The 11,207-nt window shown below is 70.5% G+C and carries 12 protein-coding genes and 1 rRNA gene; 3 read left to right on the forward strand and 10 right to left on the reverse strand.

Features of this window, described 5'->3' with window-relative positions:
• Positions 1-8: 8 nt before the first annotated feature.
• On the reverse strand, positions 9-287 hold the full coding sequence (locus tag ABT116_RS18545) for a glutaredoxin family protein (RefSeq protein WP_351634469.1): 279 nt from the start codon (positions 285-287) through the stop codon (positions 9-11).
• 162 nt (positions 288-449) lie between these two features.
• Here ABT116_RS18545 and ABT116_RS18550 point away from each other — a divergent pair, with 162 nt between their 5' ends.
• From ABT116_RS18550 to ABT116_RS18560, 3 genes are all read left to right on the forward strand, one after another.
• Positions 450-1,367 (forward strand): HAD family hydrolase, encoded by a 918-nt coding sequence (locus ABT116_RS18550; RefSeq protein ID WP_351634472.1) that lies wholly within the window; start codon positions 450-452, stop codon positions 1,365-1,367.
• 349 nt (positions 1,368-1,716) lie between these two features.
• Complete coding sequence (locus ABT116_RS18555) at positions 1,717-2,487, forward strand: ECF subfamily RNA polymerase sigma factor, BldN family (RefSeq protein ID WP_184848587.1); 771 nt, start codon at positions 1,717-1,719, stop codon at positions 2,485-2,487.
• A gap of 236 nt (positions 2,488-2,723) precedes the next feature.
• On the forward strand, positions 2,724-3,977 hold the full coding sequence (locus ABT116_RS18560; protein WP_351634476.1) for a DUF5667 domain-containing protein: 1,254 nt from the start codon (positions 2,724-2,726) through the stop codon (positions 3,975-3,977).
• Between the two features lie 74 nt (positions 3,978-4,051).
• On the opposite strand, the gene ABT116_RS18565 is transcribed toward ABT116_RS18560, so the two are convergent.
• The 9 genes from ABT116_RS18565 to rrf form a co-directional block, all read right to left on the reverse strand.
• Positions 4,052-5,107 (reverse strand): lysophospholipid acyltransferase family protein, encoded by a 1,056-nt coding sequence (locus tag ABT116_RS18565; RefSeq protein ID WP_351634479.1) that lies wholly within the window; start codon positions 5,105-5,107, stop codon positions 4,052-4,054.
• Positions 5,108-5,121: 14 nt separating this feature from the next.
• Positions 5,122-6,183, reverse strand: a complete 1,062-nt coding sequence (locus ABT116_RS18570) for an NAD-dependent epimerase/dehydratase family protein (protein WP_344467285.1) — start codon at positions 6,181-6,183, stop codon at positions 5,122-5,124.
• Positions 6,184-6,409: 226 nt separating this feature from the next.
• Positions 6,410-6,508: a 30S ribosomal protein bS22 gene (locus ABT116_RS18575; protein WP_003948845.1), complete on the reverse strand. Its 99-nt coding sequence runs from the start codon at positions 6,506-6,508 to the stop codon at positions 6,410-6,412.
• Positions 6,509-6,663: 155 nt separating this feature from the next.
• Positions 6,664-6,876: a helix-turn-helix domain-containing protein gene (locus tag ABT116_RS18580; protein WP_004984898.1), complete on the reverse strand. Its 213-nt coding sequence runs from the start codon at positions 6,874-6,876 to the stop codon at positions 6,664-6,666.
• A 129-nt stretch (positions 6,877-7,005) separates the two neighbouring features.
• Positions 7,006-7,821, reverse strand: coding sequence for a phosphatase (locus ABT116_RS18585; protein ID WP_351634482.1), 816 nt, complete (start codon positions 7,819-7,821; stop codon positions 7,006-7,008).
• A gap of 158 nt (positions 7,822-7,979) precedes the next feature.
• Positions 7,980-9,152 carry an acetoin utilization protein AcuC gene (locus tag ABT116_RS18590; protein ID WP_351634483.1) on the reverse strand — a complete coding sequence of 391 codons (1,173 nt, stop codon included), beginning with the start codon at positions 9,150-9,152 and terminating at the stop codon, positions 7,980-7,982.
• Positions 9,103-10,320: an MFS transporter gene (locus ABT116_RS18595; protein ID WP_351634485.1), complete on the reverse strand. Its 1,218-nt coding sequence runs from the start codon at positions 10,318-10,320 to the stop codon at positions 9,103-9,105. Before ABT116_RS18595 ends, ABT116_RS18590 begins: the two co-directional genes overlap by 50 nt.
• 88 nt (positions 10,321-10,408) lie before the next feature.
• Positions 10,409-11,053: an HAD family hydrolase gene (locus ABT116_RS18600; RefSeq protein WP_351634488.1), complete on the reverse strand. Its 645-nt coding sequence runs from the start codon at positions 11,051-11,053 to the stop codon at positions 10,409-10,411.
• 62 nt (positions 11,054-11,115) lie between these two features.
• Positions 11,116-11,207 (reverse strand): 5S ribosomal RNA (rrf, locus tag ABT116_RS18605); the annotation flags it as partial.

Raw genomic sequence — 11,207 nt, forward strand, 5'->3', positions numbered from 1 at the left:
GGTCGGGATCAGTCGGTCAGCGCCTTGCGCAGGCGGCCCTCGTTGACGCGCCAGAACGTGTGCTGCCTGCCGTCCACCAGCACGACCGGGATCTGCTCCCAGTACTGGTCGTGCAGTTCCCGATCCTCGGTGATGTCCTTCTGCTCCCAGGGGACTCCCAGATCACCGCACACCTTCTCCACAACGACCTGTGCGTCATCACACAGATGACAGCCGGGCTTGCGGATCAGGGTGACGAGCCGGTCACCGGAGGGCTTGCGGCGGAAGAGGGAATTCATGTCGGCCATTGTCGCGCGCCCGCGGACAAGCGGAACCCCACGAAAGCCCCGGCGGACGCGCCGACCGCGCCCGTCCCGCACGGCGTCTTTTGACGACATGCTTGCCGAGAGTTCACACGCCCCCAACGTCTCGGCTCCGGAACCCCCGAACAAACTGGCTATGCTCACGCCATGGCCGCTCTCGGATGGCTCACTCCCCGTAGGCGCTCCGCCACGGCGCGGAGCGTTTTGGCAGGCGAGGCCTCGGCGGAGGCAGCCCGCAAGTCCACACAGGAAGCCGCCGGCACGACCGAGGAACCGCAGTTCCCGGTGCACGGCGACGACCAGGCCGCCGCCTTTTTCGACCTGGACAACACCGTCATGCAGGGCGCGGCGATCTTCCACTTCGGGCGGGGCCTGTACAAGCGGAAGTTCTTCGAGACGCGCGACCTCGCGAAGTTCGCCTGGCAGCAGGCTTGGTTCCGCCTCGCCGGGGTCGAGGACCCCGAGCACATGCAGGAGGCCCGCGAGTCGGCCCTGTCGATCGTCCAGGGCCACCGCGTCGCCGAGCTGCAGTCGATCGGCGAGGAGATCTACGACGAGTACATGGCCGAGCGCATCTGGCCCGGCACCCGCGCCCTCGCCCAGGCCCATCTGGACGCGGGCCAGAAGGTCTGGCTGGTGACGGCCGCCCCCGTCGAGATCGCCACGGTCATCGCCCGCCGCCTCGGCCTGACCGGCGCCCTCGGCACGGTCGCCGAGTCCGTCGACGGCGTCTACACCGGCAAGCTCGTCGGCGAACCGCTGCACGGCCCGGCGAAGGCCGAGGCCGTGCGCGCCCTGGCCGCCGCCGAGGGCCTGGACCTCGGCCGCTGCGCCGCCTACAGCGACTCGCACAACGACATCCCGATGCTCTCCCTGGTCGGCCACCCCTACGCCATCAACCCGGACAGCAAGCTGCGCAAGCACGCCCGGCAGCTGGACTGGCGTCTGCGCGACTACCGCACGGGCCGCAAGGCGGCCAAGGTCGGCATCCCGGCCGCCGCGGGCGTCGGCGCGGTCGCGGGCGGCACGGCGGCCGCCATCGCCCTGCACCGCCGGCGCCGCTGACCACCTGATCAAACCGGGACAGGGATGTTTGCGGCCTGACAATCGCCGTAAATCCAACTGGCGTACCCCCACAACCTCCTCTCCAGTCCTCTTGGCTGCACACGGCCACAACACGCCCCGCACTCAGCCGGAATCCGAAGCTTTCCGATCAACAACCGGTCACGCTCCGGCACTTGATCCGGCGTCAATCGGTTACGGAAGCGACGTAATCGATGATTTGAGCAACTCGGTGTAGCAGCGCCTGCACGAAGCGTTATTCTCCTCAGACGCAAACCGGTACCCCTCCGTCGCTACGACGGGTGAAAGGTCCCGCACTGCACGTGATGGAAGCTCTGCCTCTGGGAGTCCCGTGTACCCACACGTCGGGGTTGACGCCTCGGGCCTGGCTACGCTGCGCGCAACGGTCCACGACCTGTTGCGCGGCTTCGTCCCCACCGCGTACGCCGTCCCCGCATTCGCCACCGCCGCGCCCGTCGGCCCGTGCTACGCACTGGCCGACGGCAGCGCTGCGGTCGGCAGACGAGGCCGCCCGTCCGGGGCGGCCACCGCCCGCCGCCCGGCGGCGGACAGCGACAGCGCCCGGATGATGGACCTCGTGGAGCGCGCCCAGGCCGGCGAGTCCGACGCCTTCGGCCGCCTCTACGACCAGTACAGCGACACCGTCTACCGGTACATCTACTACCGGGTCGGAGGAAAGGCGACCGCCGAGGACCTCACCAGCGAGACCTTTCTGCGTGCCCTGCGCCGCATCGGCACCTTCACCTGGCAGGGCCGCGACTTCGGCGCCTGGCTCGTGACCATCGCCCGCAACCTCGTCGCGGACCACTTCAAGTCCAGCCGGTTCCGCCTCGAGGTCACCACCGGCGAGATGCTCGACGCCAACGAGGTCGAGCGCTCCCCCGAGGACTCCGTCCTGGAGTCCCTCTCCAACGCCGCCCTGCTCGACGCCGTACGGCGGCTCAACCCCCAGCAGCAGGAGTGCGTGACGCTCCGCTTCCTCCAAGGCCTCTCCGTGGCCGAGACCGCCCGGGTGATGGGCAAGAACGAGGGCGCCATCAAGACCCTCCAGTACCGGGCCGTCCGCACCCTCGCCCGGCTGCTCCCGGAAGACGCCCGCTGACCGGCCGGCACGCTCGGCGACACTCAACTCACGGACCGTGAAAGTCCGTTGACTTCGGCATCCGATCAGCCGGAGTCCGTAACCCAAGTGCCACGCCGCTCGTTGTGCGGTATGCAGACTCCCTGTGGTCACCCCCTGGCCGGCTCCGGTCCCTCGATCGTGTGGTCGTGCTCAGGGTGTGCAACCCTCAGGACCCCCTGGGGAGTCGACCGTCATGACGAGAGGAGGTGCCGCCAGTGATCGCGAACGTATCGGCGCACCGGCGGGCGAACGCCTTCGCCCAGGCCCTGGAGGAGCAGTCCGAGCAGGGCCCGGCGGCCGAGCAGCCCGAAGGATCGGCACCGGCCCCGGCCACCGCGGAAACGAGCGAACAGGCCCGCCATCTGGCGCTCGCCTCGGGGCTCGGCGCGTTGCCCAAGCCGGAGCTCGACCCGGAGGTCAAGGTCGTCCAGCGGGCCCAGCTGGTGGCCGCCTTCGAGGCCATGCTCCAGGAGGGCACCGCGGGCGGCGGGGCGACGGACAGCGCGGTCCCCGGACAGCGATCCCGGGCCCGCGGCGCGCACCGCGCGGGTTCACTGAAGAAGTTCCGGCCGCGTTCCCGGCTCGCCAAGGGCCTCACCGCGGGCGGACTCAGCGTCGGGGTCGCCGCGAGTGCCTTCGGCGGGGTCTCCGCCGCCAGCTCGGACGCCCTTCCCGGCGACTCGCTCTACGGCCTCAAGCGCGGCATCGAGGACGTCAAGCTCGGCCTCGCCGACGGGGCGGACGAGCGCGGCCGGGTCTATCTCGACCACGCCTCCACCCGGCTCAGCGAAGCCCGCCGGCTCATGGAGCGAGGGCGCAGCGGCCCCTTGGACCACGAGTCCCTCGGCGAGATCCGCCGCGCCCTGTCCGGCATGCGGCACGACGCGTCCGAGGGCCACCGGCTGCTGAGCGAGGCGTACGAGCACGACCCGGACTCACTCGGCCCCATCCAGGCCCTGTCCGCGTTCTCCCGCTCCCACCGTGAGGCCTGGGGCGAACTGCGTGATCGACTGCCCGTCCAGCTCGGGGACGTCAGCCGGGAGGTGTCGTCCGTCTTCGACGCCATAGAGGAGGACGTCGCCCCGCTGCGCTCCCTGCTGCCCGAGCCCCCGGCCACAGGCGGCGGCGACGGCAAGCGGCAGGGCGCCTCCGAGTCGGCACCCAGCGGCTCCTCAGGCACGGGCCGCTCGACCCGCCCCAGCGACAGCGGCGGCAGGCACAGCGAGGAGCACAGCACCGGCAGCGGCAGCAGCGGCAGCCCCAGCCGCTCGGCCGGCTCCGGCGACGACAGCGACGGCCTGCTCGGCGGCAACACCGGCGGCCTGCTCGACCCGCCGAAGAACAGCGAGACCGGCACCTCCCCGTCGACGGAGGGCAACACACCCGTCCCCGAGCCGGATGTGACGCTCCCGCCCCTCCTGCCCGGTCTGCTGCCCGGCCTGGGCATCGACAGCGAGGACGCGGACTAGGCGACGCCACGACAGCGGGGGCGCCCCTTCGGCAAGGGGCGCCCCCGTCGTCGTACGCGGAGTGCCGGACGGACTCAGAAGAACACCGACCGCCGCTGCACCAGCAACTTGTACAGCGTGTGCTGGATCTGCTCCCTGACCTGGTCGGTCAGGTTGAACATCAGCATCGGGTCCTCCGCCGCCTCCGGCGGATAGCCGTCCGTGGGGATCGGCTCGCCGAACTGGATCGTCCACTTGGTCGGCAGCGGAATCGCCCCGAGCGGCCCCAGCCACGGGAACGTCGGCGTGATCGGGAAGTACGGGAAGCCGAGCAGCCGGGCGACCGTCCTGGCGTTGCCGATCATCGGGTAGATCTCCTCCGCCCCGACGATCGAGCAGGGCACGATCGGCGTCCCCGCGCGCAGCGCCGTCGAGACGAAACCGCCACGGCCGAAGCGCTGCAGCTTGTAGCGGTCCGCGAAGGGCTTGCCGAGGCCCTTGAAGCCCTCCGGCATCACCCCGACCAGTTCGCCCTGCTCCAGCAGCCGGGAGGCGTCCTCGGCGCACGCCAGGGTGTGACCCAGCTTGCGGGCCAGTTCGTTGACCACCGGCAGCATGAACACCAGGTCGGCGGCCAGCAGCCGCAGATGCCGGCCCGCCGGGTGGTTGTCGTGCACGGCGACCTGCATCATCAGGCCGTCCATCGGCAGGGTGCCGGAGTGGTTGGCGACGATCAGGGCACCGCCCTCGGACGGGATGTTCTCGATGCCCTTCACCTCGACCCGGAAGTATGTGTCGTACAGCGGGCGCAGCAGCGACATCAGGACCTGGTCGGTGAGTTCCTCGTCGTAGCCGAAGTCGTCGACCTCGTAGTCCCCGGTGAGGCGGCGGCGCAGGAAGGCCAGGCCGCCCGCGATCCGCCGTTCAAGACCGCCCCCGCCGTCCCCGGAAGGCACCGGCGGCTGTTCCTCATCAGTCACAGGAACATCATCCTGCGGAACAGCCCTGGTGGGCAGGGGCTGCACCTCGCGTACCGGCACGGACTCCGCGCCCGGGCGGCGGTTCCCGGCGCTCCGGCGCCGCTGGGGACGCTGCGCGGCGCTCCCCCGGGACCGGTCGTCGTCGAACGGAATGACCTTGGCGTCCGCCATCGTTGATGCGCTCCTCAGTTGGCGCTCTGCGTCGGGGAGTGTCCGCCGCCCGCGAGGGGCAGGCCGGCGATCCGGTCGACGGCCCCCGCGAGGGCCTCCGGCGGAAGGAGTCCGGGGCCCTGGCTGCGGGCGAAGTCCGCGAACGTCTCCGCGGTCGTGTACTTGGGCTGGAATCCCAGCGTCTCGCGCATCTGGCCCGTGGCCACCACCCGGCCGTGCGTGAGCAGCCGGATCTGCTCGGGCGAGAAATCCGTCATCCCCAGCGTACGCACCAGCGAGCCCGCCCAGGTGACGGCCGGGAGCAGCAGGGGCACGGTGGGGCGGCCGAGGCGCCGGGAGCACTGCGAGAGCAGCAGCACACCGTCGCCGGCGATGTTGAAGGTGCCGCTGTTGAGCGTGCCGCGCCGGGGTTCGTGCGAGCCGAGCCGCAGCACTTCGATCACGTCGTCCTCGTGCACGAACTGCAGCCTGGGGTCGTAGCCGAACACGGTCGGCAGGACCGGCAGCGCGAAGTACGAGGCGAGCGGGGTGTCCGCGGTCGGGCCCAGGATGTTGGCGAACCGCAGCACGCACACGGCCACGTCGGGCCGGCGGCGCGCGAAGCCGCGGACGTAGCCCTCGACCTCGACGGTGTCCTTGGCGAAGCCGCCGCTGGGCAGGGACTTGGGCGGGGTCGTCTCGGTGAACACGGCCGGGTCGCGGGGCGCGGAGCCGTAGACGTTCGTGCTGGACTTCACGACCAGCCGCTGCACGGCCGGGGACTTCTGGCAGGCACCGAGCAGCTGCATGGTGCCGATGACGTTGGTCTCCTTCAGGGAGGCCCGGTTGCCGCTGCCCAGCGGCGTGCCCGTCACGTCGAGGTGGACGATCGTGTCGGCGCCCGTCTCGGCGAGCACCCGCGCGATGCCGGGCTGCCGGATGTCGGCCTGGACGAAGTCCGCACCGCCCAGATGGTGCTCGGGCGGCACCGCGTCCACGGCGACGACCCGGTCCACGTCGGGGTCTCGCTGGATCCGCCGGACGAACCGGCCCCCCAGCTGGCGGGCCACTCCGGTCACGAGCACGACCTTGCCCAAGATCAGCGCCTTCCTTCCCGAACCTCTCGTCCCCGCCGCGTTCCCCCGTGGGGCCAACTTAGCGGGTTGTTGTGGCGCTGTGATGACCGCCCGATGCGCGAAGTGACCGAAGCCAGCCGGACGCAGGAGCCGGAGCCGGGGCGGTGGCCCGACGCGGATATGCGTGTGGCCCCCCACCGGTGGTGGGGGGCCACAGCAACGCTCTCGCGGCGTCCGCGTCGCGAACTTACTTCTTGTTGCGACGCTGAACGCGCGTGCGCTTGAGCAGCTTGCGGTGCTTCTTCTTCGCCATCCGCTTGCGCCGCTTCTTGATAACAGAGCCCACGACTACCCTCGCTCACTTCTCATCACTCGGTGTTTGGGCGCCATGGGCCCATACGACCTACGAGGGGCCAGCCTACCCGTCCGAGCGCTGAGGTCGTAATCGAGGAGGCCGGGAGGATCCCGAAGTGCCCTGTGGGGATCGCCCCGGCCCTGCCGTCAGGCGGTTTCCACCCCCACGTAACTCTCGCGGAGGTACTCGTGAACCGCTTGCTCCGGGACGCGGAAGGACCGCCCCACACGGATCGCGGGCAGATGACCGCTGTGCACCAGCCGGTACACGGTCATCTTCGACACTCGCATCACCGAGGCGACTTCCGCCACGGTAAGGAACTGAACCTCGTTCAGAGGCCTCTCGCCAGCTGCAGCCATGACACACCTGAACCTTCCGCACTCGACGGCCACCGGCTTCCCCTTCCGGTGACTCTTCGTCGCTGCGTGCTCACTCCCCAATGTAGGGGCCAGTGATGCGAGTGGGGAAGAGGTGCACCCATCGGCGGCCTACTGTGACAGACACGCCCGATTGAGTACGTAGCGGGTAAGCGGCAGGTAGTAATCGGACCGCACGCCGTCATCAAGTGGAACGACGACGGAGACGGACCCCTCGGCCTCCCCCACGAACAGCGCCGGGTCGTCCGTATCGGCCGGCCCGATGGCCTCGAACCCCAGCTGACCTGCTCCGCAGACCCACCCGTGGTCCCCGATCACCAGCTCGGGCAGAGACCCACCGGCCTCCGCGCAAGCGGCCAGTACGGTACGAACCGGGAGAGGTGAGTGCGTATGTGCGCCGGGCTCACAACCGGGGCGTTCGGGACCGGGGGTCCGCACCAGCGCGACTCCTCGTACGTAGTCGAGGTTGTACGTACGTAGACCGAACCGGGTCGTTATGTCGACACGGCGACCCTGCGCGGGGGTGAGGACGGCACATCCCGCCGCCGACAGGGCGTCTGCCAGAGCGCCGTAGAAACCGAGCAGCCGGTGCGGGTGCCCGGTGCCGAGAAGGACGGGAGCACCCCGCCGGGCGGCCTCGGCGAGGCGCTCCGCGAAGGCGTCCAGCGCCGCCAGTGTCCGCTCCGGATCGATCACGTCCTGGCCGGAAACCCGCCGGGAATCGGCCGAAACACCACACCGGTCCGCCATCAGCTCGATCAACTCCCGCTGCCTCCAGGCACCTTCGGGATCGATCCCGAGCAGCACCCGGGGGTCCCGGGCCGCGAAGAGCCGGTAACTGCGCAGGCTCTCCTCCCGCGAGGTCGCCACGGTCCCGGCGAGCCGCGCGCCCACCAGGTGCGCACGCAGGGCTTCGGTGGTCAGCACTTGAAGATCGTGCGTGACCGGAACTCCACCTGTCCCGAAAACCCAGGAACACCGCACGGTCGGCCCAGCGTCCGTCGTTCGCGGCAAGCCTGCGGCCCGCCTCCACGGCAACTGCGGGCTGATCCGAACGCGGGACCCCGATGCCCGGCGTCACCCCCTCACGCCAGCAGCCCCCGCAGCGGGAACACCGCCCGCCGGGCCGCCAGCACCGCCTGGTCCAGCCGGTCCGCCGGATCGTAGCCCTCCTCCCAGCCGGACCAGGAGACGGGCCAGCGCCCGTCCGTCATCCGCGCCGGGGCCAACTGCCTTGTCCTCGCGAACACTTCCTGCCGCCAGCCCTCGGGGATCATCGCCTCGGGCTCCACGGCCCGGCCCGCGGCGATCGCGACCAGATGCGTCCAGGAGCGGGGCACGACGTCCACCACCGCGTAACCGCCCCCGCCCAGAGCCACCCACCGCCCGTCGGCGTACTCGTGCGCCAGGTCGTGGCAGGCCACCTGCACGGCCCGCTGCGCGTCCAGCGACACCGCCAGATGCGCCAGCGGGTCCTCGAAGTGCGTGTCGGCCCCGTGCTGCGTCACCAGCACCTGCGGCCGGAAGTCCGCGATCAGCTCCGGCACGACCGCGTGGAACGCCCGCAGCCACCCCGCGTCCCCGGTCCCGGCCGGCAGCGCCACGTTCACCGCCGAGCCCTGCGCGGAGTCCGCCCCGGTCTCCTCCGGCCACCCGGTCTGCGGGAACAGCGTCCGAGGATGCTCGTGCAGCGATACCGTCAGCACCCGCGGGTCCTCCCAGAACGCCGCCTGGACCCCGTCGCCGTGATGCACGTCGACGTCCACGTACGCGATCCGCTCCGCCCCGAGCTCCAGCAGACGCGCGATCGCCAGCGAGGCGTCGTTGTAGATGCAGAACCCGGACGCGCCGCCCGGCATCGCGTGGTGCAGCCCGCCCGCGAAGTTCACCGCGTGCAGCGCCTCGCCCCGCCAGACCGCCTCCGCCGCCCCCACCGACTGCCCGGCGATCAGCGCCGACACCTCGTGCATCCCCGCGAACGCCGGATCGTCCATCGTCCCCAGCCCGTACGACTGGTCCGCCGCCCCCGGATCCGCGGACGCGGCCTTCACCGCCCCGATGTAGTCCTGCCGGTGGACGAGCCGCAGCGTCGACTCCCCGGCCGCCCTCGCGGCGACCACGTCCACCTCACGGTCCAGCCCGAAGGCGTCGACCAGTTTCCGGGTCAGGGCGAGCCGGACGGGGTCCATCGGATGCCCCGGACCGAAGTCATAGCCCGTTACTGCCTCGTCCCACATCAGCTGTGCGCGGCCGCTCATGCCCGCCACCGTATCGGTCCGGTTGAGCCCCGAACGACCGGGCGTACACCACCGTCACCAGCACCAACACCATCGGCACCAGCATGGCCCCGCGGTAGCTCCACAGATCCCCGAGCGCCCCGACCAACGGCGAACCGATCAGGAACCCCACATAGTTGAAGACATTCAGCCGTGCCACGGCAGCGTCCGACGCCCCCGGGAACAGCCTGCCGGCCGCCGCGAACGTCTGCGGCACCAGCACGCACAACCCCAGCCCCAGCAGCGTGAACCCCAGCATCCCGACCCACGCCCCGGGCGCGGCGGCCACCACGGCGAACCCGCCCGCCGCCACCAGCGCACCGCCCCGCACCACCGCGACCGCCCCGAACCGCCGCACCCCGAGGTCCCCGATCGCCCGCCCCAGCAGCGTGGTGACCATGTACACGTTGTACGGCACCGTCGCCATCTGTTCCGAGCTGCCCAGCACGTCCTGCAGATACTTGGCACTCCAGTTGGACACCGTCGAGTCCCCGATGTACGCGACCGTCATCACCAGACACAGCGGCAACAGCCACTTGAAGACGACCGCCCCGCCCTCCCCGGCCTGCTCCCCCGCCACGGATGCCGCACCCCGGTCGTCGACGTACCACCGGCTCCCCACCAGCACAGCCGGCAACAGCACCAGCACGACCGGCAGATACGACACCCACAACGCCAGATGCCAGTGCGCCCCCACCCAGGCCAACGAGGCCCCGACGATCCCGCCCAGGCTGTAGGCCGCGTGGAAACCGAGCATGATGCTGCGTCCGTACGAGCGCTGCAGGCTCACTCCGAGCATGTTCATCGAGGCGTCCAGCACCCCTACGGCAAGCCCGAACGCCGCGAGCGCGACCCCGAGCTCCACCATCCGCTCCCCGGCCCCGACGCCGAGCAGCGCCAGCAGCACCACGGGCTGGGACCACCGCAGCAGCCGGCTCGGCGGCACCCGCTTCACCAGCCGCTCGGTGGTCACGCTCCCTACCCCGGCGAGGATCGGCACGGCGGCCAGAAACGCGGGCAGCAGCGCGTCGGAGACCCCGTAGCGGTCCTGGATGGCCGGGATCCTCGTCACGAGCAGAGCGAAGGCGACACCCTGCACCAAGAAGCTGAACGCCAACGAGGCCCTACCGCGCCGCAGCAGATCTGTCATGGCGGCGAGCGTAGGGCCCCGGCTTACTCGTGGGTAGATCCAGCCAAAGATGAATTTCCCTCAGCTTCAGCGGGTCCGCGGGAACGGTTCACACCAGCAGGTCGGCCAGCTCCCCCATATCGGAGAAGAGCCGGCTCGCCCCGGCGAGCTTCTCCGCCGGCGTCATGGCGGTGAACCCATAGACGTCCATCCCCGCCGCGACGGCCGCCTGCACGCCCAGCGGACTGTCCTCGATGACGACGCACCGCTCCGGCGCGACCCCCATCTTCTCGGCCGCGTACAGGAAGAGATCGGGGGCCGGCTTCCCTCGCCCCACGTCCTGCGAGCTGAAGATCCGCTCCTCGTCGAACCACCGGTCGAGTCCCGTCGTCCGGTGCCCCACCCGGATCCGCTCATGACTCCCGGAGGAGGCCACGCAGTACGGCACTCCGTCGGCGGCCAGCTTCTCCAGCACCACGGAGACCCCGGCCACGGCCTCCAGTTCCTGCTCGAAGGCCGCGAACACCCGCGCGTGAAAGACGTCGTCGAAGTCGTCCGGCAACCGCTGTCCGGTGCGCTCGAGGACCAGCTCGTGAATCCGGTGCATCGCCGATCCCATGTAGTCCCGAATGGACTCTTCATAGGAGGTGGGGTGCCCCAGTTCCGTGAGGTACGCCGCGAGCAACCGGTTGGAGATGGGCTCGCTGTCGACGAGCACACCGTCATTGTCGAAGATCACCAGGTCATAGCGCATGGCCTTGAGCCTAAACGCAGAAAACCCCCGTATCCGAAGATACGGGGGTTTTCCCAAGAATTGTTCGGCGGCGTCCTACTCTCCCACAGGGTCCCCCCTGCAGTACCATCGGCGCTGTAAGGCTTAGCTTCCGGGTTCGGAATGTAACCGGGCG

Origin of the sequence: Streptomyces sp. NPDC002130 (assembly GCF_040296465.1) — a bacterium.
GTDB lineage: Bacteria > Actinomycetota > Actinomycetes > Streptomycetales > Streptomycetaceae > Streptomyces.

Excerpts from the sequence above, each read along its gene's own strand:
- ABT116_RS18545 (WP_351634469.1), bottom strand. The coding sequence starts at position 287 with ATGGCCGACATGAATTCCCTCTTCCGCCGCAAGCCCTCCGGTGACCGG.
- ABT116_RS18595 (WP_351634485.1), bottom strand. The coding sequence starts at position 10,320 with ATGACAGATCTGCTGCGGCGCGGTAGGGCCTCGTTGGCGTTCAGCTTC.
- ABT116_RS18565 (WP_351634479.1), bottom strand. The coding sequence starts at position 5,107 with ATGGCGGACGCCAAGGTCATTCCGTTCGACGACGACCGGTCCCGGGGG.
- ABT116_RS18580 (WP_004984898.1), bottom strand. The coding sequence starts at position 6,876 with ATGGCTGCAGCTGGCGAGAGGCCTCTGAACGAGGTTCAGTTCCTTACC.
- ABT116_RS18600 (WP_351634488.1), bottom strand. The coding sequence starts at position 11,053 with ATGCGCTATGACCTGGTGATCTTCGACAATGACGGTGTGCTCGTCGAC.
- ABT116_RS18550 (WP_351634472.1), top strand. The coding sequence starts at position 450 with ATGGCCGCTCTCGGATGGCTCACTCCCCGTAGGCGCTCCGCCACGGCG.
- ABT116_RS18590 (WP_351634483.1), bottom strand. The coding sequence starts at position 9,152 with ATGAGCGGCCGCGCACAGCTGATGTGGGACGAGGCAGTAACGGGCTAT.